This window comes from Bradyrhizobium sp. ORS 375 (assembly GCF_000239775.1).
Classification (GTDB): domain Bacteria; phylum Pseudomonadota; class Alphaproteobacteria; order Rhizobiales; family Xanthobacteraceae; genus Bradyrhizobium.
The window spans coordinates 1-23,757 of the sequence record NZ_CAFI01000444.1; the positions used below are offsets into that span (position 1 = coordinate 1).

A 23,757-nucleotide genomic window follows, 5' to 3' on the forward strand; every position below is an offset into this window, starting at 1 on the left:
CGAGCGTCGCCGCGCGTGCGGTGATCCCAAAGGGCGGCAGCCGCAGCCATCCCTCCGGATGCTGGACCTGCCGCCATGGCGCTCGCGGCGCCGCGCTCCTTATCGCCCGCGAGCCGCCCGCCATCGTTGTTCCCGCGCAAACAGCGGCTGCCAGCCGTTCGCAAGTTTGTGGGCCGACAAAGAGCCGCCGGACACCGTCGCCTATCGTCGCCCGCAACAGGCAAGCGAACGAGGGCAGCCGTGGCCATCACCATCGAGATCGATCACGCCAGGACGCGCCGCATGGCGCAGGAGCGGGGCCAAAGCCAGTCCTCGGCTCAGCGCGAGGCGCCCGTCCGCAAGCCGGCGCGATCCCCGCGTAAGGCTGGCGGCCCGGTGGTTCCACAAGGCGTCAAGGGTCCGATTCGCCGCCTCAAATGGCTGATCCTGGCGCTCACGCTCTCGGTCTACTACGTCACGCCCTTCATCCGCTGGAACCGCGGCGCCAACGCGCCCGACCAGGCCGTGCTGCTCGATTTCGCCCACGGCAAGCTCTATCTCGGCCCGGCCGAGATCTGGCCGCAGGATCTCTATCTCATCACCGCGGCGATGCTGCTGGCGACGTTGATCCTGGTGCTGGTCAACGCGCTGGCCGGCCGACTGTGGTGCGGCTTCGCCTGTCCGCAGACGGTGTGGACCGACCTGTTCCTGCTGGTCGAGCGCCTCGTCGAAGGCGACCGCCGGCAGCGGCTGAAGAACATCGGCGCGCCGCTGACCGCGAGGCGCGTCGCGCAGATCGCCACCAAGCACGTGCTATGGATGATGATCGCGCTTCTCACCGGCGGCACGCTGATCTTCTACTTCACCGACGCGCCGGAGCTGCTGCGCGATCTCGCCCACGGCGAGATGTCGGCGACCGCATTGACCTGGACGCTGGTGTTTGCCGGCACGACCTACGGCCTGGCCGGCTTCGCGCGCGAGCAGGTCTGCACCTTCATGTGCCCGTGGCCGCGCCTGCAGGGCGCGATCTGGGATCCCGAGGCCTTTACCGTGAACTACCGCGACTATCGCGGCGAGATCAGGATGTCGGCCAAGAAGGCGGCCGAGGCGCGTGCGCTGGGCGAGCCGGCCGGCGACTGCGTCGATTGCGGCGGCTGCGTCGCGGTGTGCCCGATCGGCATCGACATCCGCCAGGGGCCGAACTTTGCCTGCATCAATTGCGGCCTGTGCGTCGATGCCTGCGACGGCGTGATGGCCAAGCTCGACCGGCCGCGCGGCCTGATCGACTACGAGAGCTGGAGCAACATCGAACGTGGCCGCGCGGGCGAGCCGCGCGTGTCCCGCCTGCTGCGGCCAAAGACGATCGGGCTGGCGCTCGCCTGCGTGGCGCTGGCCGGCGTGATCGCGGTTTCATTCGTCACCAAGACCACCGCCGTGTTGTCGGTTCAGCACGACCGGGATCCGATGTCGGTAAGGCTGTCGGACGGCTCGGTGCGCAATGCCTATACGGTGAAGCTGCTCAACAAGTCCTCGGCCGTGCAGAGCTTCAAGCTCGCGATCAGCGGCGCCGATGCGGCACTCGCGATCGTCGGCCATGCCGCGGCGGATGCGATCGAGGTCGAGCCGGACGGTTCGGAGACGCTGCGCGTCACGCTGACGATGCCCGAACCTGCGGATGCCGACGTCACATTCCAGGCGGTCGATGCCGCCGGGCAGGTCGTGCTGACCGCGCACGACCGCTTCGTCAACCGGTAGAGGAGGGACTACAGATAAGCCTTCGGCAGCAGCATGTGGATGCCCTTGTTGCCGTCGACCAGCTGGGTGACGCGCAGATTGCCGGCCAGCGAGCACAGCATGTAGGCCTGGTTGCGCGACAGATTGGTGCGGGCGCAGACATGCTTGACCATCTCGCGGGTCGCCTGCTTGGCGGCGTCGTCGAGATCCTCGTCGAGGCCGATCGACATCAGATGCGTGGCGTTCTCGGCGAACGGCCAGGTGATGTCCATGTCCTTGCGGACGGTCAGCCGGAAGGTGCCGCTGACGCCGGTCTCGAGCGCGGTGATGCAGACCTCGCCGTCGCCCTGCACGCCGTGGCCGTCGCCGGCGAAGAACAGCGCGCCCTCGTTGAAGACGGGCAGATACAGCGTGGTGCCGGGCCGCAGCTCCTTGTTGTCCATGTTGCCGCCAAAGCTGCGCGGCACCGGCGACCCGCACCGCCCCCACGCCGGCGGCGGAGCTGTCGCGATGATGCCGAAGAACGGATCGAGCGCGATCTCGGTCCCCCAGGGCATGATGCAGACCTGGCGCTCGTGATGGACCTTCGGATGGATCGTCTCGTAGTCCGTGAACTCGTCGGGCAGGGTGCCGAGCAGCGGCAGGATCGAGACGAAGCCCCAGTCCTGGCTGACCTTGCAGCTGAGGATATCCACCTGCAGCGTATCGCCCGGCTGCGCGCCCTTCACATAGACCGGGCCGGTGATGAAATGCGGCCCCGGTCCCTGGATCATGGTGTCGAGGGCGGTGAGATAGGCTGGCGGCACGATGCTGCGGTCCTCCGGCAACGTCTCCTTGCCGCCCGCCGGAAACGAATGCAGCGTCACCGTGTCGCCGGAGGCGACCTCCAGCACCGGCGGCGTGGTGCTGTCGAGATAGCCCCACACCATGCTCTCATGCGTCGCAGGGATCTCGTGGCGTTTGGACATGGGCTGGCTCCGTGGGGCTCGGGTCGTCGCGCTGATTTCAAGACAGGTTCTGACAGCGGGCAATGCCAAAATCTGTTCAACCTTGCTCACACCGCCGGCAGATCGGATCGGCTTCGGGCGCGGGTGTCAATTTTGCCAATTGATGGCGAGGTGCCGCCAGGTCTCTACCCGCCATTACCGCCGCGACCGGTCGCTATCGACACCGACACATGCGGCGCGCGGTCGCGAGGTCGATGCGGCGGCGCTCTACCAAGCTCATGGAATTCATGCGAGAATGCCAGGATTGGCCGCGTAGGGGTCTGTGAGCATGCGACGTTCCCTGCACACCGAGCACGAGATTTTGGTCCTGCTTTGCGAGGCGGAGTCGGGCGTTCCGATTGCCGAAATTTGCAGCACGGCCGGCGTGTCGCTGCGCACCTTCTATCGCTGGCGCCAGCGCTATGGCGGTCTCACCAGTCCAGCGCTGCGTCATCTGAAGGAGCTGGAGATCGAGAACCAGCGGCTGCGTTCGCTGGTGACCAAGCTCGTCGAAGGCCAGCCGCCTGCAAACACCGCCAAGCCTGCGCCAGCGGCGCTGCGCCAGGATTGCGGCAGTACGCCGCACGGTGTGGCCGGTGCGCCCGGGCAGGGACGTGGCGCCGTGATCGGTCGCTATGCCTCGGTGCGCTACGGCCGCTAGCTCATCACTCCTCTGCGGAAGCAATCATCGGCCGGATCACTCCGGCCGATGAGGTCGTCGTCGTGGCGTCGCGCTCAGGTCGCGAGCTGATTGCCGATCGGCAGCGCGCGCAGGCGCTTGCCGGTGGCGGCAAAGATCGCGTTGGCGAGCGCCGGCGCGAATGGCGGCACGCCCGGTTCGCCGACGCCGCTCGGCGGCGTCTCGGCGTCGGCCGGCACGATGTGCACGTTGGTGATCAGCGGCGCCTCGTCGATGCGGACCACTTGGTGGTCATCGAAGTTGCGCTGCTGCACCCGGCCGTTCTTGAAGCTGATCTCGCCATATTTGGCGAGGCTCAGCCCCATGATCGCCGCGCCTTCGAGCTGCGAGGCGATGCGCTCCGGGTTGACGAACACACCGCAGTCGATGGCACTGTCGACCTGATGCACGGTCAGCTTGCCCTTGTCGTCGACCGACACCTCCACGATGGTGGCGATGTAGCTGACGAAGCTGCGATGCGCGGCGATGCCGAGGCCGTGGCCCTTGGGAACGCTGCGGCCCCAATTGCCCTTCTCGGCGACGAACTCGACGACACGGCGCAGCCGCCCGGTATCGATCGGGTAGCTCTCATAGGGCTCGCCGTAGTTCCAGAGATCCTTCACCGAAGCGAGCTTCAGCACACGCGGACTGCCGATCAGCTCGAGCAGCATGTCCTTCTGGTCGCGTCCCGTGGCATGCGCGATCTCGCCGACCATCGACTGCACGGCGAAGGCGCGCGGAATGTTCGAGACCGAGCGGAACCAGCCGATGCGGGTCATCGCCTTGGCGGCGGGGTTCTCGCATTGGATGTTGGCGATCTCGAACGGCATGTCGACGAGGCCCATGCCGAGCTCGAACGGCGCAGCGTGGTCGGCACCGGCCGCAAAGGTCGACAGGATGGTCGGCGCCACGCTGCGGTGGCGCCAGGCGACGACCTTGCCGCTCTTGTCGAGCCCGGCCTCGATGCGCTCGACCGAGACCGTGTGCAGGAAGTCGTGCTGGATGTCGTCGTCACGCGTCCACTGCACCTTCACCGGCGCGCCCAGCTCCTTGGAGAGCAGGGCGGCCTCGAGCACGAAGTCGCACTTCGATTTGCGGCCGAAGCCGCCGCCGAGCAGCGTGACGTTGACGGTCACGTTCTCCGGCGGGATCTGCAGCGTCTTGGCGACATCCTCGCGGGTGCCGCCGGGACTCTGCACCGGCGCCCAGATTTCGGCCTTGTCGCCCTTGACGTCGGCGATCGCAACCGGCGGCTCCATGCTGGCGTGGGCGAAGTGCGGCAGGTAGTACTCGCCGGTGATCACCTTGTCGGCCGACTTCAGCGCGCCATCGGCATCGCCCTCCTGACGGACGACGAGGCCCGGCTGGCGCGCGGCGGCTTCGAGCTCCGCGCGATAGGCGACCGAGTCGTAGGCCGCGTTGGGGCCGTCGTCCCATTCGACCTTCAGGGCGTCGCGGCCCTTGATCGCAGCTCCGGTGTTACGCGCGATCACCGCGACACCGCCGAGCGGCTGGAACTTCGACGGCCAGGGCCAGCCCTTGACCTCGAGCACTTTCTCGACGCCCGAGACCTTCAGCGCCTCGGCGGGATCGAACGACTTGACCTTGCCGCCGGTCACGGGCGGCCGGGCGATGACGGCGTATTTCATGCCGGGCAGGCGAACGTCGGCGCCGTAGCGGGCCTTGCCGACCGTGATGTCACGCAGGTCGACGATGCTGACCTGGCCCTTGCCGAGATAGCGGAAGTCCTTCGGCGACTTCAGCTTGATGGTGTCGACTGCAGGCACCGGCTGGCTGGCGGCATCGGCCGCGAGATCGCCGAAGCCCAGCCGCTTCCCGCTGGCGCTGTGCACGACCTCGTGGTTGACCGCCTTCACCTCGCTCGCGGGCACGCTCCAGCGCTTCGCCGCCGCGGCCTCGAGCATGCTTCGGGCCATCGCGCCGATCTGGCGCATCGGCAGCAGATAGTGCCGCGTGCTGCGCGAGCCGTCGGTGTCCTGGTTGCCGAACTTCACCTCGTCGCCGGGCGCCTGCACGACGCGGACCTTCGACCAGTCGGCTTCCATTTCCTCCGCCACGATCAGCGGCAGGCTGGTGCGCACGCCCGTACCCATCTCGGAGCGATGCGCGAGGATCGAGACGATGCCGTCGGGCGCGATCGACACGAAGACCTTGGGATCGACCACGGTGCCGTGCGGCATCTTGCCGGCGCCGGTCTCATAGGCGGCGAAAGCCGGGCGGGACAGCAGGGGAGCGGCGAGCACGAAGCCGCCGGCAAGTCCGAGTGTCTGCAGGATGGCGCGGCGCGAGACGTTCTCGACCTTCAGGTGCCGCTCGAAGCCACGGCGCGAAGCCGAGTTCACGACGTCTGGATTTTCGATGATGCTCATGATCACACCCCCGTCGAGGCCAGATGGACCGCATTCTCGATGCGCTGATAGCAGCCGCAGCGGCAGATGTTGCCGGACATCGCGTCCCGGATCTGATCATGCGACGGCTTCGGGTTCTGGTTGAGCAGCGCGGCCGCCTGCATGATCTGCCCGGCCTGGCAGAAGCCGCATTGCGGCACGTTGACCTGCCGCCACGCCTTCTGCACCGGATGGTCGCCGGTCGGATGCAGGCCCTCGATGGTCGTGACCTCGCGGCCTGCCACATCCGAGAGCGATGTGATGCAGGAGCGCGCGGCCTCCTTGTCGACCATCACGGTACAGGCGCCGCACAGCGCCTGGCCGCAGCCATATTTCGAGCCGGTCAGTCCCAGCTCGTCGCGCAGGTACCACAGCAGCGGCAGGCTCGGATCGCCATCCCAGCTCTGCTCCTGTCCGTTGATTTTCACCTTGATCATGTTCGCCCTCGCTTTGTCGGACCAATGGTCGTTGGTTCTGATCGTTGGTGGACGCGCGCGGGACCACATGTCTGGATGCACGCGCCGGATCAATTGAGAGTTGTCGGAAGACATTCCATGCTAGCAGACCGCGACCGCTGCCGGTGTACACAGCCGCGTGTGTTGCAGGAGCGTCCTCGACAGCCGCAAACGCGCTGCGTTGCAAATGTTGCCGGCGTGGCAGCGCAGGCGGATCTGTGTGGCTTCGGATGGCGCGGCAAAATGGCGCGGCTGACAGAATGCCGATACAAAGAAGGTCGACAGAAAAATCTCGGCACAAAGAAAGAATGCCTCGCCGGCGCGAAGGCAGGCGAGGCACCAAGTCTTCAGGAAGGAACGCTTCAGTCGTTACGCTTGGTACGCTGCGGCTGTCAGGCCGCCTTTGCTTTCGCCACGTGGGTGGCAATCGCATCCATCAGCGGCGGCGAAAGGCAGTCATAGGGCTCGAGCCCCAGTTCCTTCAGCCGCGCGCGGATCTCGCCCATCTGCTCCGGCTTCACGCCCGATTCGATCACCGAGGAGACGAAGGCGGCAAAGCCGGGGGCCGCCGAGCCCTGCTCCTGGAACAGCTCGGGATGGATGAAGTCGAGGCCGTAGAACGGATGGCCCGTGTTCTCGATCCGGCCATACATGTGCGTGCCGCAGCCGGTGCAGGCGTAGCGCTGGATGACGGCGGCGGGATCGACGATCTTCAGCTTGTCGCCGTTCTCCAGAACGGTGACGTTCTGGCGCGGCACGACAGCCACGACCGAGAAGGTTGCGCCCGACGGCTTCCAGCACTTGGTGCAGCCGCACGCGTGGTTGTGCGCGACGTCGCCGGTGATGCCGACCTTCACCGGCCGGTCGTGGCACTTGCAGACCAGGGTGCCGCCGGCGAAGTGGCCGCTTCCCTGTTTGACGCCGTTATCAACGGACGGGTGAATGTGGACAGTCATGGCGCAATCCTCCTCAGTTTTGCGTGGCTCGGGTCAGAACACGACGACGGAACGGATCGATTTGCCCTCATGCATCAGGTCGAAGCCCTTGTTGATGTCTTCGAGCTTCAGCGTGTGGGTGATCATCGGGTCGATTTCGATCTTCCCGTTCATGTACCAGTCGACGATCTTGGGGACATCGGTGCGCCCGCGCGCGCCGCCGAACGCCGTGCCCTTCCAGACGCGTCCGGTGACGAGCTGGAATGGACGGGTCGCGATCTCCTTGCCGGCCTCGGCGACACCGATGATGATCGATTCGCCCCAGCCGCGGTGGCAGGCTTCCAGCGCCTGGCGCATCACCGTGGTGTTGCCGGTGCAGTCGAAGGTGTAGTCGGCGCCGCCGTCGGTGAGCGCGACCAGATGCTGGACGATATCGCCGGTCACCTTCTTCGGGTTGACGAAATGGGTCATGCCGAAACGGCGGCCCCATTCCTCCTTGCTGTCGTTGATGTCGACGCCGATGATCTTGTCGGCACCCGCCATCCGCGCGCCCTGGATCACGTTCAGACCGATACCGCCGAGGCCGAAAATGACGACGTTGGAGCCGGGCGTGACCTTCGCGGTGTTGACGACGGCGCCGACGCCGGTGGTGACGCCGCAGCCGATGTAGCAGCTCTTGTCGAACGGCGCGTCCTCGCGAATCTTGGCGACCGCGATCTCCGGCAACACCGTGTGGTTGGCGAAGGTCGAGCAGCCCATGTAGTGGTAGATGGTCTGGCCCTTGTAGCTGAAGCGCGAGGTGCCGTCGGGCATCAGGCCCTTACCCTGGGTGGCGCGGATCGCGGTGCAGAGATTGGTCTTGCGGCTGAGGCAGCTCTTGCACTGGCGGCATTCCGGTGTGTAGAGCGGAATCACGTGGTCGCCGGGCTTGACCGAGGTCACGCCGGGGCCGACCTCGCGCACGATGCCGGCGCCCTCATGGCCGAGGATCGAGGGGAAGATGCCTTCGCTGTCGAAACCGTCGAGCGTGTAGGCATCGGTGTGGCAGATGCCGGTCGCCTTGATCTCGACCAGCACCTCGCCGGCCTTCGGCCCTTCGAGGTCGACCTCGACGATCTCCAGCGGTTTCTTGGCTTCGAAAGCGACCGCGGCGCGCGTCTTCATGTCTCAAACTCCTGTTTCAGTCTCTCGAGGCCGCGACCCTGCCCAGAGCGCGGCCTTCATCGTCAATCATTTCTTGCCCATGCAGGAGTTCTCCGCTTCCGTATAGGCTGGCGGCTTGTCCTCATGCTTGGCCGGGCGGACGCGACCCACCGCGTCATTGCCGCGGGCGCGCAAGTAGATGTAGAGGTCGTCCATGTAGCAGGCGACGTTCGGATTGTCGCCAAAAGCCGGCATGACGTTCTCCTGGGCCGTGCTGACATTCTTGCGGCCGCTGGCGATGGTCCCGATGAAATCGCCGTAGCTCATGGTCTTGACCGAGTCCTTGAGCGCAGGCGCATAGGTCGATCCCATCCCGTCCGGGCCGTGGCAGACATGGCATTCGGAATGATAGCGGCGGTATCCGGAGTAGGTGTACCAGTCGACCGTTCCGTCGGCGCCCACCTTGTAGGTCGGAATGCCGTCCTTATCGAAGTACTTCCCATCCTCAGACTTGACGGCCGTCGGATCTCCGGGGCCCTCGGCCCGGGCAGTTTGGGCGACAGTCATCCCGGCGGTTGCCAGGATCAGAGCCGTGGCGACCGTAAACCAGATTCTACGCAAGGGCGTTTTCCCTTAATTTTTTGGGGAAGGCGAACCGGCGCATGGAGGACATCCATGCGCCGGAGCAGAGGACCTGGCTTACTGCGGCAGCGAGAACACGGTGAGCGCGCCGCCGAGAGCGGTGTAGTTGCTCAGTGCCGCATAGCCGCCGACCGCGCCGAGACCAGCCGTCGGATCGGTCAAGCCCGCCGCGAGACCGATGCCGGCCCAGCCACCGACACCCGAGAGCACGGCGACGTACTGCTTGCCGCCCGCCTCATAGGTCGTGACGTTGCCGATGATGCCGGACGGAGTCTTGAACTTGTAGAGCTCCTTGCCCGTCTTGGCATCGACCGCCTTCAGATAGCCTTCCAGCGTGCCGTAGAACACGACGCCGCCGGCCGTTGCGAGCGCACCCGACCACACCGAGAACGGCTCCTTGTTCGACCAGGCGATCTTGCCGGTCTTGCCGTCCCAGGCGATGAAGTTGCCCATATGGGTCTCACCCTGGGGCGGGTACATCGACAGGGTCGCGCCGACATAGGGCTGACCTGCGGTGTAGCTCACCTTGAAGGGCTCGTAGTCCATGCAGACATGGTTGGTCGGCACGTAGAACAGCTGCGTGTCCGGCGAGTAGGCCGCCGGCTGCTCGTCCTTGGTGCCGAGCGCGGCCGGGCAGATGCCCTTGGTGTTGACGTCCTCGCCCTGCTTGTCGGTCGAGTACTGATCGACAACCTTCGGACGGCCGTAAGTCGCCGAGTTCTTGTCCATGTCGACGCCGGAGGTCCAGTTCACCTTCGGGTCGTACTTCTCGGCGACCAGCAGCTCGCCGCTGGCACGATCCATCGTGTAGGCGAGGCCGTTACGATCGAAGTGCGTCAGCAGCTTGCGCGGCTGGCCGTTGATCGACTGGTCCGACAGGATCATCTCGTTGACGCCGTCATAGTCCCACTCGTCGTGGGGCGTCATCTGGTAGACCCACTTCGCCACGCCGGTGTCGGCGTTGCGCGCGAAGATCGTCATCGACCATTTGTTGTCGCCCGGACGCTGCTTCGGATTCCAGGTCGAGGGGTTGCCCGAGCCGTAATACACCATGTCGAGCTGCGGATCGTAGGAGACCCAGCCCCAGGTGCAGCCGCCGCCGGTCTTCCACTGATCGCCCTGCCAGGTCTTGAGGCTCGAGTCCTTGCCGACCGGCTTGCCGAGAGCGGTGGTGTTCGCGTCGAACAGGATCTGGTCGTCCGGACCTTCCGAGTAGGCCTTCCAGACCTGCTTGCCGCTCTTGATGTCATAAGCGGTCATGCTGCACTGGACGCCGAACTCGCCGCCCGATGTGCCGACCAGGACCTTGTCCTTCACCACGAGCGGGGCCGAGGTGCCGGTCTGGCCCTTGCTCGGATCGCCGTTGACGGCGGTCCAGACATGCTGGCCGGTCTTGGCGTCGATCGCGACGAGCTTGTCGTCGGCCTGATGCAGGAAGATCTTGCCGTCGCCGTAGGCGACGCCGCGATTCACCGTATCGCAGCACATCACAGGAATGACGTTCGGGTCCTGCTTGGGTTCGTACTTCCAGACGATCTTGTTGTCGTTGGCCAGATCGAGCGCATACACCTTGTTCGGGAACGGCGTATGCACATACATCATGTTGCCGACGATGAGCGGTCCACCTTCGTGGCCGCGCAGCACGCCGGTGGAGAAGGTCCATGCGACCTGCAACTTGCCGACGTTCTGGGCATTGATCTGGTTGAGCTTGGAGTAGCGCGTGTTGGCGTAGTCGCCGGCCGGCATCACCCAGTCCTTCGGGTTGGCCGACATCTTGACCAGCTCTTCGCTGGCAAATGCGCCACCCGCGGCAAGCGCCGCGACTGACGTCAGACAGGTTGCGAGTAGCACTCTTCGCATCGTCTTTCCTCCCGGGTTCAACTGAGGTTCCGCATCAACGCGGCCCAGTATTCGTTTTCGGCATCATTGATTATCCACTTCCGGATCGGGAAACTTGCCCAAAAGAGAAAAGAGCTTGCTCAAGAGTGAAGCGAAGAGAAGTTTTTGAAGGAGAATTTGCTTTGCTGGTCCGCAACATCAGACGTGTTCTTGCTGCGTAGCATCAATTTGCAGCACGAGGGTTCCACCGAAGGTTGATGTTTTTCTTGACCTTACAGTGATGAAGGCGGAGGATCGTCGCGGGCGTTTTATGGAACTGATGCGTCGCAAGGGATATCGCGGCCTTAAAATCGGAGTAATCTGCCAGCACTCTCATCCGCCGTCCTGCGGCGGACCCGTTGCGTCTCGATCTTGAATCGGTGGATGAAGATGTCCGATACGATCCGCTCGCTTACCACCTCGGGGTTCTCACCCAAGAGCCAGATCCAGCGTTGGTCAGATGCACTGACCGATCTCTGCGGACGTTTCGATGTCGATCCGCTGGAGGGCGCCTCGTTCGAGGGGCGCATCAATTTCACCACGGTCTCTCGTCTGAAGCTGTGTCAGATCGAGGCGAGCCAGCACCGGATCGCGCATACATATGCGCGCGCACAGAAGGTGGCGCATCCCTACATCAAGATTCTGTTCCAGACCTATGGCATCTCCTATTTCGAGCAGGACGGTCGCCAGATCGAGATTGGTCCCGGTGATTGCCTCGCTTACGATGTGTCGACGCCGCACACGATCATCAGCCCGGCGCTGACGCGTCATGACGTCGTGATTGTGCCGAAGGAACTGCTGCAGGAGCGCGGCTTCCGGTCGGAGAAGATGCCGGCTTACAAGCTGTCGGCGCGGAGCGGTACCGGCCGCATTGCGCACGACGTGACACATTCTGCTTTCGATGAGGCGACCCGGCTAACCCCGAACTCGGCCGCCGGCGTTGCCGAATCGCTGATCGATTTGTTGCTGCTGCCGTTGCGTGAAGCGGACCGCATGCTCGACCGCGCGGGCCCGGAAGCCGTCTACGTCCGCGCGCAGGCCTTCATTCGCGAGCACCTTCGCGATCCCGATCTCTGCATCGACCAGATCTCGGCCGCCTTGGGATGCACCAAGCGTTATCTCCACATGGTGTTCAGTGACCGTGGCATGACGGTGAGCGACTATATCTGGCGTGCCCGGCTGCAGCACTGCCGTCAGGAGCTGGAGACGCAGAGCGGCAAGACGATCACCGACGTCGCGTTCTCCTGGGGCTTTTCGAGCTCGTCACACTTCAGCCGCGTGTTCCGCAAGTATTTCGGCGTCGTTCCGTCGTCGGTCCACAAGATCGCAGCTCGCGCCGATTGAAGCGGAGCGGCGCTAGCGCGCGCCACTCCGGATGATCTTCTGAAATGCATCGCCGAGAATGACGGGCTCACGCGGCGGGAGATAGGTCAGGCCGGCCGAGCGAGCGAGATCCGTCAGAGTTCCTGAGGCATGAAGATCGGCGAGCACCCTGTCGACGGACGCGAGCAAGTCGGCTGAACTGGACAGCCCGACATAACCCCGGTTCACGCCGATCGGATAGCTATAGCCAGAGGGCGCGAGCTTGCTATCCGGATGAGCGGCGCGATACGCGTCGAAGCGTCGGCTGTCGAGCAATGTCGCATCGAATTTGCCTTGTTCGAGTGCGCCCAGAAGGTCATCCCGCGCCGGAATGAGGTGCGTGATGTCGTCGATCAGGCGGCCTTTGTCGAAGGTCATCAGGATCGCGTCGGCCAGCGTGCCGCTCTCGATCGCGAGCCGGAGACCGGCGAGGTCGCCGATGTCGCGGATCTGACGCTGTTTCGCGTCGGGTCCGAGAACGACCGTCAGCGTCGAGAACATGTAAGGCTTGCTCGGCGTCAGCGCGCCCAAAGGAATGCGCCGCCTGCGATCGTCACGCGTCGCGCCATCGAAATCCGGCAGCTTGGCCGTTTTGACGCCGGGCGCGACCAGCCCGTCCTGTGTGAAGGCGTAGCTTGCCACGAGCGAGCACCGACCGTCGGAGAGCAGGGCGTTGGCCTCGAGTGCCGGGCTCGAATCTTCGTCGAGCTTGCTTTCGAACCATTGAATTTCGAGCTTCTTGCCGAGGCGGTCCGCGATGGCCTGACCGAGCAGAACGTCAAATCCGCTGCCGGGCTTGCCGCGATGATGGACCGACAGGGGAGGGAGATTTTCGTCCAGGCAAATGCGCAGGACCTCGTCAGCGGCCTGGGCCGCCGACGACGCCGTCGCCATCAGCAAGGCGACAGCCCAACACGCGAGGCGGCGCATCATTGCGCTCTCCGGCTTGAGACATAGGCCCAGAGCGCGGTGATCTCATCATCGCTGAGAATGTCCCCCCACGGCGGCATGCGGCCGTTCTTGCCCTGCTTCACGGTGGTCACGAAGCGCGGCTGATCGTCCGGAAACCTGCGGAGGTCCGGGGTGACGGTGCCGGAATTCACCATGTTAGGGCCATGGCAATGCGAGCACTTCTGAGCGAAGGTCGTCTTGCCCAGGTCGATCGCATTGTGTGCGGCGGTGCCGTCCTGCTGTTGAGCGACGGCGGCCGTGGACAGCACGGCCGATGTCGCAGCGACGGCGGCGATTGTCGCCGCCGTTTTCATGAACATCTTCTGCTTCACGGGCAATCCGAACTCAGTTCTTGACCGCGAAGACCCAGAGCGAGCCGCCCGCCGGAACATTGGCGAGGCGCTCGTCACCGGAGAACAGCGAGTAGACGCCGCCGTAGCCGGAGGTCACGGCGACATATTGCACGCCGTCCTGCTGCCAGGTGACGGGCTGGCCTTCGATGCCGGAGCCGGTCTGGAACTGCCACAGCTTCTTGCCGCTGTCCGCGTCGAACGCTTCGAACTCGCCGGTCAGCTTGCCCGAGAACACCACGCCGCCCGCGGTCGACAGCACGCCGGAGAAGCGCGGAATGTCGCTCGGCTGCTCCCACTTGGTCTTGCCGGTCATCGGATCGATGGCCTTGAGCTGACCGCGCGGACCTTCCGGCCAATCCCAGAGATCCGTCAGGTCCATGCCGAGGTACCACTCGCCGGCCTTGTAGGTCGCGGGCTCGGTCTTGTAGTGGCCGCCGAACACGAGCGTGTTGGCGTAAGCCAAGCCGGTCTGCGGGTTGAACGACATCGGCTGCCAGTTCTTGCCGCCGAGAATCGACGGATAGACCGTGACCTTCTTGCCCTCGCGCGCGTCACGCGTGACATCGGTCTCGACCGGCTTGCCGGTCTTCAGATCGATGCTGGAGGCCCAATTGACCTTCACATAGGGATTGGCTGCCAGCAGCTTGCCGTTGGTGCGGTCGAGCACGTAGAAGAAGCCGTTGCGGTTGGCGTTCATCAGCACCTTGGTGGGCTTGCCTTCGACATTCATGTCGGCAAGCACCATCTCCGCGACAGCGTCATAGTCGAACGGATTGTTCGGCGAGAACTGGAAGTGCCACTTCATCTTGCCGGTCTTCGGATCGAGCGCGAGCACCGAGCAGGTGTAGAGGTTGTCGCCGGGACGCACCGCCGCATTGAACGGGCCGGGATTGCCGACGCCCCAGAACACGGTGTTCTGCTCGGGATCGTAGGAGCCGGTGATCCAGGTCGAGCCGCCGCCGAGCTTCCAGGTGTCGCCCTTCCAGGTGTCGCCGCCGGGTTCATCCGGAGTTGGGACGGTGTGCGTGCGCCACAGATGCTTGCCCGTCGCTGGATCCCAGCCGTCGATGAAGCCGCGGGTGCCGAATTCGGCGCCGGAGATGCCGGTGAGCACGACGCCGTCGGCGACCAGCGGCGCGACGGTCATCGAATAGCCTTCCTTGATGTCGGCGGCCTTCTGACGCCACAGCTCCTTGCCGGTCTTGGCATCCAGCGCGATCACGTTGGCATCGAGCGTCGTACGGAACACCTTGCCGTCGTAAAGCGCAGCGCCGCGGTTGATGATGCCGCAGCAGACCACGCGCGGGGTCTCCGCGGGATACTCGATCTTGCTCTTCCAGATCTGCTTGCCGGTCTTGGCGTCGACGGCCATCGTCGCATTATGCGTCGTGACATAGAGAACGCCCTGGTAGATCAGCGGCTGCGACTCCTCGCTGCGATCATCGGCGAAGCTGTAGTTCCAGACCGGGACGAGGTTTTTGGCATTGTCCTTGTTGATCTGCGTGAGCGTGCTGAACCGCTGCAGATTGTAGCCCATGCCGTAGTTGAGAACGTTCGCCGTATCAGTTGCACCCTTGACCAACTGATCGGCGCTCTGCGCGCTCGCACCGTGTGATGCAAGAATAGCGAGGCCTGCGGCCAGCGCGATCCGCTTCATTCATTTCCTCCAAGATTTTTATGCGCGCCTATCCTGACGCTGCGGGAACAACACTCCGCTCAGATTCGGGAAGCGTCAATATGAAAAGGTGGGCGGTCGTCGTCGCAGGACCAGGGATGTTTTCCCGCGCGACGGCAGGGGCCGAGCCAAGTCCTTGTCATAGCAAGATGTTTGCAGTTGGCATGATGACACCTTTTTCATGCTGCTTTGCGGCATGAACATTGCTTCACTGCAGCATGTCGGGATCAACAGAGGAGTAGACGGATGAGACGAACCATCCTTTGGCTCGGCATGCTGTGTTGCCTTTGGGTGAGTGCGAGTGCGCGCGATCTCGGCCAATGGGGAGCGGTCGATCCTGCATTGCGCCAATGGTACGAGGCGTTGATGCAGCCGGATGTGCCGACGGCGTCCTGCTGCGGCGAAGCAGATGCCTATTTTGCCGACGAGATCCATGTCCGCGACGGCAAGACCTATGTGACCATTACTGACGATCGTCCCGACGAGCCGCGTGGGCGGCCGCACATCGATGTCGGTACGGAAATCGAAGTTCCGGATCACAAGCTGAAGTGGGACAAGGGAAATCCAACCGGTCACGGCGTGATCTTCCTGAGCCGCAACCGCTATGTGTTCTGTTATGTGCAGCCGGGTGGCGCGTGAGTGGTCGCAGTTGCGAAGCTCGTGATTGAGGCGGAACGTGGTCGGTCGACAGGAGCGGTTTCGCTGGGCTGATCCATCGCAGCCAGGAAATGCTCCCGGCCGTCGAGTCTTGCGTTCGATCCGGCGTGGCCCTAGCTTCGAGGTCGGCGCGCGTGACGCGCCAGGCAATGATAGTCAGAACTTGGGAGCTTGAGATGGCCTGGAAGACACCGAAGATCGTCGAAGTGCCGGTGGGCATGGAAATCAACATGTACGCCTGCGCGGCGCGCAAGTAAGCGGTAGAGATCTGCCAAGTTGCCGCGAGCGATCAGTTCGCCGGTGACTTGGCAGATCCATTCTTGGCAGATCCATTTTCGTCCGGCCGTGCGCCTAGATTTCGCGGCGCCGGTCAGACATCCCGGTCAGACATCCCGGTCAGACATTCTGGGTGTCGAAGATATACAGGTCGACACCACCGTCCGCGAAGTTCGGCAGATCTCCGGCCGCCGCCTTGCCTTCCGCCGAGCCCATGCCGGCCTGCAGGTCCTGCATCGAATCGAACACCAGCGTGGCAACGAGGTGGATGTTGGTCGGCCCCGCCGGTCCGTTCACCGGGCCACGGCTGATGTCGTAAGACTTCAACCCCGGAATCTTCTTCGCCAGCGGCACGTGGACGTTCATGTAGTGCTTGTCGAACGCCTCGGCGCTCTTGGGGGTCTTGTAGAGTACGAGAACCTTGGGCATCTGCTTCCTCCGCATTCGTCTTTCTGAGGTCGATCGACCGGTACCCATTGCAGCCGATCTGCCGGCTCGGATCAAGCGCCAGAACCTCCCGACTCCCAGTTCAGGTTCCGCTGCAGAAAATGCGGCGCAAACAGAAACCGATGCAGCCGGACGTCGTAGTTTCAGGTACTCTGCTTCCGGCCTTGCCCAGGGATACCGAGCCATGAGCCCCATCGATCTCGTCATCACCGTCTGTGCGGTGCTGTCTCCCACCACCTGCGAGGAGCAGCACCTCGTGTTCGCCGACGGCGGCGCATCGCTGCAGCAATGCGCGATGAAGGCGCCGCCCTACATCGCCCAATGGATCGGCGAGCACCCGAAATGGACTGCGGTGCGGTGGCGTTGCGAGTATCCGCACAGCAACGACAAGGCTTGAGGCGGTCGGCCTAGTCTGCTCGCGGTCTACTTCGTACAGTCCTTGAGATCCTTGTCGGCCACCGAAACCACGGCATCCGCCCTGATGTCGAGGTCGCGAACGATGCACTGCCGATCCCCGGCATAGCTCACTTTGGCATCGTAGCGGCCCGGCTCGACTCCGCTGAGCTTCAGCCGCTCGTCATGATCGAGCTCCTTGTCCTTGTCGTTCAGCGTCTGGTTCGGGCCCCAGCTGTTCTGGCCGGCGGGCGACAACTGGAAGCCGGTCATCGTCGCGCTGGTCAGATTCCATAGCCGGATGCCCTTGCCCTGCGCGGAGGCGGCGATCGGCAGGGCTGACAGAGCGATCGCGATTGCGGCGAGGGCGGATCTCATGGCGTTTCCCTGGGTTCTGTTGTCCATTGATTGCCATGACTATGACACGGAAAAATCCCGCCGCGCCAGATCAGCCCTGATGGCGGCCACGGTCTCCTCGCTGCGCTCGCCGCGCGGCACGCTGATCGGCATGGCGCGCAGCAGGCGGGCCGGGCGGGAGGAGAGCAAGAAGATGCGGTCGCCGAGCCGCGCCGCATCATCCATGCTGTGCGTCACGAGCAGCGTAATCATCGGCCTGGACGCCACCAGCGTCGCGATCTCGTCGCGCAGCCTTGCGGCGAGGGCGTCGTCGAGCGAGGCCAGGGGTTCGTCGAGAATCAGGAAATCCGGCTCGACCGCAAACGCCCGAGCCAGCGCGACGCGGCGGGCGAGGCCGAGCGACAGTTCGCCAGGAAAATGGCTGCGATGAGCATCGAGCTCCAGCACGCCGAAGATTGCCGCCAGCCGGTCGTCGGCTACCTCGGGCGCCGCCAGCCGGACATTCTCCTCAACGGAGCGCCAGGGCAGCAGGCGCGGCTCCTGGAACACCATCGCGAGCCGCGCGCCTTCCGGCTGTGACACGCGCCCCTCGTAGTCGTTGTCCAGGCCGGCGAGGATCCGCATCATCGTGCTCTTGCCGCAGCCGGAGGGGCCCACGACGACGCCAAGTTCGCCGCGCTCGAGCGTGAAAGCAATGCCGGATATCACGTCCTGGCGCTTGCCATTGGCGCTCGTGTAGCTCTTGGAGCGGATGTCGACCTCAAGCCGCACGGAGCCGCCACCTTGATGCGCGCTGCTCGAACGGCTGCACGAGAACGGCTTCGATCACCAGCACGACGGCGGCAAAGCTGAGCGAGTAGGCGAGCAGCAGCGGGATGTCGAACAGCTGGAAGGCGACGCCGATCTCGAAGCCGATGCCGTTTGGACGCCCGAGCAGCTCGGCGACCAGCACGATCTTCCACACCAGCGACAGGCCGGAGCGCGCGGCCGCCGCAATATAGGGTGCGAGCTGTGGCAGCAGCACGTGGCGCAGGATGCGGCCGCGCGGGAAGGCGAACACCTTCGCCATCTCATCGAGCGACGGATCGAGCGCGCGGGCCCCCTCGCGCAAGGTGACGACGGCGGTCGGCAGCTTGTTGATCGCAATCGCCGCGATGGCCGCGACTTCGGTGAGGCCGGCCCAGATATAGGCGAGCACGATCACCACCAGCGCCGGCAAATTGAGCAGAAGGATCAGCCAGGGATCGCCGAGGCGGTTGGCGAGCCGGCTGCGGCCCATCCAATAGCCGAGCGCCGAGCCGATCGCCATCGACAGCGTGAAGGCCAGCGCCACGCGGGCCAGCGTCGCGCCGAGATGCAGGAACAGCGCGCCGGATTTTGCTTCCGCGACGGCGACTGCCAGAACGGCCGACGGCGGCGGCAGCTTGGCGCTGCCGGCGATGGTCGCGGCCACCCACCAGGTGGCCAGCAGAAGCGCGAAGGACAACAGCCGCAGCACTAATCCCTCGCATCCGCCCTGTAGTAGGTGCCGGGGCTGAGCTCCGCGGCGGGGCCGACCAGATCGCGTCCGCCGATCGAGGCGAGCACGCCATAGAGAATGCGGGCGTCCGCCTCTTCTTCGGCCACGGAGCGGCGCGGAATGCCCTCGCGGTAGCGGTCGCGATAGGCGCGCAAAGTGGCTTCGTCCGGCGCGCCGGTCAGCGGCGCGATCGTCTGCCAGTCGGCGTCCGACGTCGCCAGGATCTCCTTGGCCTTGGCGGTGACCGACAAGAAGCGGCTGACGAGGTCGCGATGCTTGGCGGCCCAGTCCTCGTCGAACACATAGCCGATCATCGCGGTACGGCCCTTGGCGCCGAAGCCAGGCAGGATATCCTCGATGCCGGCGAGGCGGCGGAAACCCTTTGCTTCCAGCGCCGCGCAGAAATTCCAGTAGTTCAAGCCGGCATCCATCTCGCCGTCCGCAAGCTTGGCAGCGAGCAGCGGCGGCGCGCCATAGGTGATGGTCGCCTGCGACTTCAGCTCGACGCCGTCGCGCTTGAGCGCGGCCTGCAGCAGCAGCCAGCTCTTGTCGAGCGGCCCGCCAGCCACCGCGAGCTTGCGCCCCTTGAGATCGGCAAGCGTCTTCATCGGCGAAGCGGCCGGTACCATCACGGCGCCGAGCGCGCTGGAGTAGGGATAGAAGGTCAGCTTGGCGCCGAGCGCGCGCTCGCGCGACACCCACAGCCAATCCGATACCATGATGTCGGCGTTGCCCGCCCGCAGCGCGATCTTGCCGGCCTCGGGGCTTGCGAGCTCGACCGCGTCGATCGCGATATCCGCCTGCTTGTCGAGCTGATGCGCGCGGATGACCGCCAGCTCCCAGGCAAAGGTACCGGTTTTCTGCACCGCAACCTTCACGGTCTCGGCGGCGTGAGAGACCGCGACCGGCAGGACCACACAGGCGAGGACTGCGATCAACAAACGACCGAGCTGGGTCATGGGCACGATTGCGTTTCCTCGAGATGTGTTCTTTTCAGCCTCATTCCCTTAGCATAGCCTGGACTGCGATGCCGTGGAGGACTGTCATGCGTTGCGCTGTTCCGGTAGGACCGATTGTCGCCACCTTCGTTGCCGTAACCGCGCTGGCTGGTACGGTTCGCGCCGAGGATCTCAACGACTATCCGACCTCGGCGCGCGCCGAATACGTGTTTGGCTGCATGAAGGCCAATGGCGAAACGCGCCAGGCGATCTCGCAATGCTCCTGCTCGATCGACGTGATCGCCTCGATCATTCCGTACGACCGCTATGTCACGGCGGAAACCGTGCTCAGCATGTCCCAGGTGAAGAGCAACCTCGGCACCCAGTTCCGCACCTCCGAGCAGGCCGCCAACGCGCTCAACGATCTCCGCCGCGCCCAGGCCGAAGCCGAAGTGAGATGTTTCTGACGCCTCGCGGCCCGGCCTCTGCATCAGGTGCCTGATCCCTCCGTGGGCCATTCGTGCTCGAACACATGGCCCTGTGTATCCCGCGCCTCGGCGCGGAAATGCTTGGCGCCGTTCGACACATAGGTGAAGCGGATGTTGGGATCCTCCGAGATCGAGATGCCGCCTTCGACCGACAGGACCAGTTTGCCGTCCTGCGACAATGTCAGCTGGTCGATGAAGAAGGCGGGGATATAGAGCTGCGTCAGCTGGTCCATCTGCAGCCCGGAATTGTTGGGATGCCCGACCATCACCTGCGCCTCGCGGATGCCGCTGCTGGCGCCATCGCTGCCTTGCGTGAACTGCCGGTAGCGCATCTGGCCGATGCGGGCCTTGGCCTCGTCTGGATTCTTCGCCGCCGGGGCGGAGCAGCCGCCGGACGCCTTGACGAACGTCTTGACCACATAGAGCTGGCCATCTGTGAGCTCGGCGACGGCATGCACATCCGTGTAGTTGTTGACGCGGACTCGGGTCGATATCGCCGTCACGTTGGCATCAGCGCCGAGCGTGAACTTGGCGGCCATCGGCGCGGGGTTCTGGTCGATTACCAGGGTGATCGTCTTGATGCGGCGCTCGTCCGCCGGTGAGAGCTTGCTGCGCAGGGTGACCGGGACGACCGAGGCATCCTCAGCCCGCGTCGGCATCTCGATCGACAGAACGTTGCTGCCGTCCTGCATCGGCTTGTTGCTGAAGATGTCCTGTACCAGTCCCGGCCAGGGATCGTACGCCTCGGCGGCCTTCGCAGGTGCGAAAGCAAGCGCGAGGCAGGCGCCGAGAAGCAATGTGGACGGCAGGCGGAGCCGGGTCATGGCGCAGTCCTCCAAAAGCGTTCTGGTAAGCTGACGATCATAGCGCGTCCCCGGGCTCATTCCCATTCCATTTCCGAGAACGCCGCCGTGGCGTTGCGCGCATTGTAGTCGTCGAACAGCTCCCATTTGCCACGCTCCGATCCGGCGGCGCCCGCCGCATCCGCGATCGGCTTGCCCGCCTTGATCAGCCCCCGAACATCGAGAGCCAGAGCATCGAGATAGCGGCGCTCGTCGGCGAGCGCCAGCGGCCACGGGCTGACCGGCCCATGGCCCGGCACGACGCGATCGGCCGTCATCGTACCGAGGGTCGCAATGTCGGCAATCCAGCCGCGCAGGCTGCCATCCATCACGGGGATGTGACGCAGGAAGACGAGGTCGCCGGCAAACAAGGTCCGGCTCTGCTCATCATAGATGGACAGGTCGCAGTCGCTATGCGCCGTGCTCCAGGCTTTCAACGTGAGCGTACGGCCGCCGAGCTCGAGCGTCATCTGATCATCGACGACGATCGAGGGGGGCACCAGGCGGACCTCGTCGATCAGCTCCGCGCCCATCAGGCGGCGGAACGCCTCGATGTAATGCGGTCCGCGCAGCGCCATCGCGCGTTGCAGGTTCTTCGCGCCGACGAAGCTCGTCCCGTCAGCCTCAAAGGCGGCGTTGCCGAACACATGATCGGGGTGCGCGTGGGTGTTGATGACGTAGCGGATCGGCTTGGTGGTGCGGGCGCGGATCGCCGCCAGCAACGCGCGGCCTTCACGGACGCTGCCGCCGGTGTCGATCACGGCCACGGAGTCACGGCCGATGATGAAGCCGACATTGGCGATGGCGCCTTCGTTGGCGGCGGTCATCAAGGCTGTCTGCCCGATATGGACGAATACACCGGGCGCGATCTCGTTGATCGTGAGTTCCAGCTGCTCGGCATGCACCGCGCCGCCGAGCGCGAGCATGCCCCATGTCATGATCGCGATGATCAACCGGCTGATCATCGGTTCGCCTCGCTTGCGTGCGACGTGTGCGTCCAGCCGGCGGCGTTGCGGCGCAGCATCGGGTCAACTCTTCGGGATGACAGCAGCAGTTGCGCAGGCGAGGCCGGCGGCCTAGCATTTTCAAAAATACCTCGATGCGCTCGATAGGGATGGAAATAAGAATGACGAAGCGTTGGATTTTTGTCGGCTCGCTGGCCGTTGCCACGGGCCTCACTCTGCTCGGACCTGCTGCCTCCTACGCGCAAAGCAATGACGGCCTGGACCTGTCGATCGAGCTGGTCGATCCGAAGGTGCTGCGGGTCTGCGCCGATCCGCGCAACCTGCCGTTCTCGAACGAGAAGGGCGAGGGTTTTGAGAACAAGCTCGCGGATTTCCTGGCCGCCAAGCTGCAGAAGAAGGTCGACTACACGTTCTTTCCGCAGGCCACGGGCTTCGTGCGTATGACGCTCGGCTCGCACCGCTGCGACGTCATCATGGGATTTCCGCAAGGCGATGACCTGGTGCAGAGCACCAGTCCCTACTACCGGACGGCCTACGCCATCGTGACCAAGCCCGGCTCTGATCTTGCCGACGTCACCACGCTGGAGGACGCCAAGCTGAAGGGCAAGCACATCGGCATCGTGGCGGGCACGCCGCCGGCGACCAACATGGCGCTGGCCGGGCTGATGACGACGGCCAAGCCGTATCCGTTGATGATCGACACGCGCGTGGACTCGTCGGCGGAGGCGATGATCAATGATCTCAAATCCGGCGAGATCGACGCCGGCGTGCTGTGGGGCCCGATGGCCGGCTATTATGCCAAGCAGGCGAGCCCGCAACTGCATGTGACGCCGCTGGTGAAGGAGACGTCCGGGCCGAAGCTGATCTATCGTATCGCCATGGGTGTGCGCGGGGCCGATCAGAACTGGCGGCGGCAGCTCAACAAGCTGATCCAGGAGAACCAGGGCGAGATCAACAGGATCCTGCTCGATTTCGGCGTGCCGCTGCTGGACGAGAGCAATCATCTGATCACCGCCGAGGCTGCCGCGAAGCCATGATCGGCCGGCTCACCGCTGCGGCATTGGCAGGCGTGCTGCTGATCGACGCCGCGGTGCGGGCCGACGATCTCGTGCCGGAGCCGGACAGCTATCGTACCGAGAACTACCGCGCGCCGGTGCCGACGACGTTGGCCGGCGCGCGCGTCCTGTCGACCAAGGACACCGAGGCGATCTGGCGCGACAAGTCCGCCGCGTTCGTCGATGTGCTGCCGCGGCCGCCCAAGCCGAAGAACCTGCCGGCCGGAACTGTGTGGCGCGAGCAGCCGCGGCTCGACATTCCCGGCAGCATCTGGCTGCCCGACACCGGCTATGGCGTGCTCGCGGCCCGGACGGAGGATTATCTCAAGCGCGGGCTCGCGCAGGCGTCGGGCGGCGATTTCGGCCGTCTGCTGGTGTTCTACTGCCTCGAAGATTGCTGGATGTCTTGGAATGCCGCCAAGCGCGCGCTGGCCTACGGCTATCGCAACGTCGCCTGGTACCCCGACGGCACCGACGGCTGGGCCCGCGCCGACCTGCCGCTGAAGGAGACGCAACCCGAGTCGCGGCTGGAGGAGTGAGTGCCGGCGTCTCTCTCCGCTGACACCCCAGCCAATTAGTTTGGTCGTCATGCCCGGGCTTGTCCGGGGCATCCATGTGGTGCCGCGTTGAAAGACGTGGA

At 64.6% G+C, this 23,757-nt stretch carries 26 protein-coding genes; 9 read left to right on the forward strand and 17 right to left on the reverse strand.

Annotation, left to right across the window (positions count from 1 at the left end; all coding sequences use genetic code 11):
• Positions 1-240: 240 nt before the first annotated feature.
• The gene (gene ccoG / locus BRAO375_RS29305; RefSeq protein ID WP_009031055.1) at positions 241-1,734 is read left to right on the forward strand and encodes a cytochrome c oxidase accessory protein CcoG; all 1,494 of its coding nucleotides are present in this window, start codon (positions 241-243) and stop codon (positions 1,732-1,734) included.
• 8 nt (positions 1,735-1,742) lie between these two features.
• On the opposite strand, the gene BRAO375_RS29310 is transcribed toward ccoG, so the two are convergent.
• Entirely contained in the window at positions 1,743-2,681 is a 939-nt protein-coding gene (locus BRAO375_RS29310) for an acetamidase/formamidase family protein (protein ID WP_009031056.1), read from the reverse strand.
• Between the two features lie 307 nt (positions 2,682-2,988).
• Between BRAO375_RS29310 and BRAO375_RS29315 the strand changes: the two genes are divergently transcribed.
• On the forward strand, positions 2,989-3,360 hold the full coding sequence (locus BRAO375_RS29315) for a transposase (protein ID WP_009031057.1): 372 nt from the start codon (positions 2,989-2,991) through the stop codon (positions 3,358-3,360).
• Between the two features lie 74 nt (positions 3,361-3,434).
• Here BRAO375_RS29315 and BRAO375_RS29320 read toward each other — a convergent pair whose 3' ends face one another.
• The 6 genes from BRAO375_RS29320 to xoxF5 all read right to left on the reverse strand — a co-directional run bounded on the left by BRAO375_RS29320 (position 3,435) and on the right by xoxF5 (position 10,821).
• Positions 3,435-5,768: a xanthine dehydrogenase family protein molybdopterin-binding subunit gene (locus tag BRAO375_RS29320; protein ID WP_009031058.1), complete on the reverse strand. Its 2,334-nt coding sequence runs from the start codon at positions 5,766-5,768 to the stop codon at positions 3,435-3,437.
• A 2-nt stretch (positions 5,769-5,770) separates the two neighbouring features.
• Complete coding sequence (locus BRAO375_RS29325) at positions 5,771-6,223, reverse strand: (2Fe-2S)-binding protein (protein WP_009031059.1); 453 nt, start codon at positions 6,221-6,223, stop codon at positions 5,771-5,773.
• A gap of 410 nt (positions 6,224-6,633) precedes the next feature.
• The gene (gene gfa / locus BRAO375_RS29330) at positions 6,634-7,197 is read right to left on the reverse strand and encodes an S-(hydroxymethyl)glutathione synthase (RefSeq protein ID WP_006609610.1); all 564 of its coding nucleotides are present in this window, start codon (positions 7,195-7,197) and stop codon (positions 6,634-6,636) included.
• Between the two features lie 33 nt (positions 7,198-7,230).
• Positions 7,231-8,340, reverse strand: a complete 1,110-nt coding sequence (locus BRAO375_RS29335) for an S-(hydroxymethyl)glutathione dehydrogenase/class III alcohol dehydrogenase (protein WP_008960238.1) — start codon at positions 8,338-8,340, stop codon at positions 7,231-7,233.
• Between the two features lie 66 nt (positions 8,341-8,406).
• A complete protein-coding gene (locus BRAO375_RS29340) occupies positions 8,407-8,886 on the reverse strand; it encodes a c-type cytochrome, methanol metabolism-related (RefSeq protein WP_009031060.1) in 480 nt (159 codons plus the stop codon).
• A 132-nt stretch (positions 8,887-9,018) separates the two neighbouring features.
• The gene (gene xoxF5, locus BRAO375_RS29345) at positions 9,019-10,821 is read right to left on the reverse strand and encodes a lanthanide-dependent methanol dehydrogenase XoxF5 (protein ID WP_009031061.1); all 1,803 of its coding nucleotides are present in this window, start codon (positions 10,819-10,821) and stop codon (positions 9,019-9,021) included.
• A gap of 408 nt (positions 10,822-11,229) precedes the next feature.
• On the opposite strand from xoxF5, the gene BRAO375_RS29350 reads away from it, so the two are divergent.
• Positions 11,230-12,183 carry a helix-turn-helix domain-containing protein gene (locus BRAO375_RS29350; protein WP_035642992.1) on the forward strand — a complete coding sequence of 318 codons (954 nt, stop codon included), beginning with the start codon at positions 11,230-11,232 and terminating at the stop codon, positions 12,181-12,183.
• A 12-nt stretch (positions 12,184-12,195) separates the two neighbouring features.
• Here BRAO375_RS29350 and BRAO375_RS29355 read toward each other — a convergent pair whose 3' ends face one another.
• From BRAO375_RS29355 to BRAO375_RS29365, 3 genes are read right to left on the reverse strand one after another with little or no spacing between them, the layout of a single operon-like run.
• Positions 12,196-13,131, reverse strand: coding sequence for a substrate-binding periplasmic protein (locus tag BRAO375_RS29355; protein ID WP_009031063.1), 936 nt, complete (start codon positions 13,129-13,131; stop codon positions 12,196-12,198).
• Positions 13,131-13,472 (reverse strand): c-type cytochrome, encoded by a 342-nt coding sequence (locus BRAO375_RS29360; RefSeq protein ID WP_009031064.1) that lies wholly within the window; start codon positions 13,470-13,472, stop codon positions 13,131-13,133. Before BRAO375_RS29360 ends, BRAO375_RS29355 begins: the two co-directional genes overlap by 1 nt.
• 25 nt (positions 13,473-13,497) lie before the next feature.
• Positions 13,498-15,162 carry a methanol/ethanol family PQQ-dependent dehydrogenase gene (locus BRAO375_RS29365; protein ID WP_009031065.1) on the reverse strand — a complete coding sequence of 555 codons (1,665 nt, stop codon included), beginning with the start codon at positions 15,160-15,162 and terminating at the stop codon, positions 13,498-13,500.
• Positions 15,163-15,426: 264 nt separating this feature from the next.
• On the opposite strand from BRAO375_RS29365, the gene BRAO375_RS29370 reads away from it, so the two are divergent.
• Both BRAO375_RS29370 and pqqA read left to right on the forward strand, forming a co-directional pair.
• On the forward strand, positions 15,427-15,819 hold the full coding sequence (locus BRAO375_RS29370; RefSeq protein ID WP_244423365.1) for a hypothetical protein: 393 nt from the start codon (positions 15,427-15,429) through the stop codon (positions 15,817-15,819).
• 194 nt (positions 15,820-16,013) lie between these two features.
• Positions 16,014-16,094 (forward strand): pyrroloquinoline quinone precursor peptide PqqA, encoded by an 81-nt coding sequence (gene pqqA, locus BRAO375_RS29375; protein ID WP_009031067.1) that lies wholly within the window; start codon positions 16,014-16,016, stop codon positions 16,092-16,094.
• Positions 16,095-16,233: 139 nt separating this feature from the next.
• On the opposite strand, the gene BRAO375_RS29380 is transcribed toward pqqA, so the two are convergent.
• On the reverse strand, positions 16,234-16,542 hold the full coding sequence (locus BRAO375_RS29380) for an EthD family reductase (RefSeq protein WP_009031068.1): 309 nt from the start codon (positions 16,540-16,542) through the stop codon (positions 16,234-16,236).
• A 202-nt stretch (positions 16,543-16,744) separates the two neighbouring features.
• Between BRAO375_RS29380 and BRAO375_RS29385 the strand changes: the two genes are divergently transcribed.
• Positions 16,745-16,957: a hypothetical protein gene (locus BRAO375_RS29385; RefSeq protein ID WP_006609620.1), complete on the forward strand. Its 213-nt coding sequence runs from the start codon at positions 16,745-16,747 to the stop codon at positions 16,955-16,957.
• A gap of 26 nt (positions 16,958-16,983) precedes the next feature.
• Here the strand turns inward: BRAO375_RS29385 and BRAO375_RS29390 are convergent, their stop codons facing one another.
• From BRAO375_RS29390 to BRAO375_RS29405, 4 genes are read right to left on the reverse strand one after another with little or no spacing between them, the layout of a single operon-like run.
• Positions 16,984-17,331 carry a hypothetical protein gene (locus BRAO375_RS29390; protein ID WP_009031069.1) on the reverse strand — a complete coding sequence of 116 codons (348 nt, stop codon included), beginning with the start codon at positions 17,329-17,331 and terminating at the stop codon, positions 16,984-16,986.
• 39 nt (positions 17,332-17,370) lie between these two features.
• Positions 17,371-18,081, reverse strand: coding sequence for an ABC transporter ATP-binding protein (locus tag BRAO375_RS29395; RefSeq protein WP_009031070.1), 711 nt, complete (start codon positions 18,079-18,081; stop codon positions 17,371-17,373).
• A complete protein-coding gene (locus tag BRAO375_RS29400; RefSeq protein ID WP_009031071.1) occupies positions 18,071-18,808 on the reverse strand; it encodes an ABC transporter permease in 738 nt (245 codons plus the stop codon). The genes BRAO375_RS29395 and BRAO375_RS29400 overlap by 11 nt, the downstream gene beginning before the upstream one ends.
• The gene (locus BRAO375_RS29405) at positions 18,808-19,788 is read right to left on the reverse strand and encodes an ABC transporter substrate-binding protein (RefSeq protein ID WP_009031072.1); all 981 of its coding nucleotides are present in this window, start codon (positions 19,786-19,788) and stop codon (positions 18,808-18,810) included. The genes BRAO375_RS29400 and BRAO375_RS29405 overlap by 1 nt, the downstream gene beginning before the upstream one ends.
• Positions 19,789-19,874: 86 nt before the next feature.
• Here BRAO375_RS29405 and BRAO375_RS29410 point away from each other — a divergent pair, with 86 nt between their 5' ends.
• Positions 19,875-20,234 carry a hypothetical protein gene (locus tag BRAO375_RS29410; RefSeq protein WP_009031073.1) on the forward strand — a complete coding sequence of 120 codons (360 nt, stop codon included), beginning with the start codon at positions 19,875-19,877 and terminating at the stop codon, positions 20,232-20,234.
• A 23-nt stretch (positions 20,235-20,257) separates the two neighbouring features.
• On the opposite strand, the gene BRAO375_RS29415 is transcribed toward BRAO375_RS29410, so the two are convergent.
• Together BRAO375_RS29415 and BRAO375_RS29420 are read right to left on the reverse strand one after the other, a co-directional pair.
• The gene (locus tag BRAO375_RS29415) at positions 20,258-21,079 is read right to left on the reverse strand and encodes a quinoprotein dehydrogenase-associated SoxYZ-like carrier (RefSeq protein WP_009031074.1); all 822 of its coding nucleotides are present in this window, start codon (positions 21,077-21,079) and stop codon (positions 20,258-20,260) included.
• A 56-nt stretch (positions 21,080-21,135) separates the two neighbouring features.
• On the reverse strand, positions 21,136-22,062 hold the full coding sequence (locus BRAO375_RS29420) for a quinoprotein relay system zinc metallohydrolase 2 (RefSeq protein WP_009031075.1): 927 nt from the start codon (positions 22,060-22,062) through the stop codon (positions 21,136-21,138).
• 161 nt (positions 22,063-22,223) lie between these two features.
• On the opposite strand from BRAO375_RS29420, the gene BRAO375_RS29425 reads away from it, so the two are divergent.
• A complete protein-coding gene (locus BRAO375_RS29425; RefSeq protein ID WP_009031076.1) occupies positions 22,224-23,099 on the forward strand; it encodes a substrate-binding domain-containing protein in 876 nt (291 codons plus the stop codon).
• Complete coding sequence (locus BRAO375_RS29430; RefSeq protein WP_009031077.1) at positions 23,096-23,656, forward strand: PQQ-dependent catabolism-associated CXXCW motif protein; 561 nt, start codon at positions 23,096-23,098, stop codon at positions 23,654-23,656. The genes BRAO375_RS29425 and BRAO375_RS29430 overlap by 4 nt, the downstream gene beginning before the upstream one ends.
• Positions 23,657-23,757: the final 101 nt, after the last annotated feature.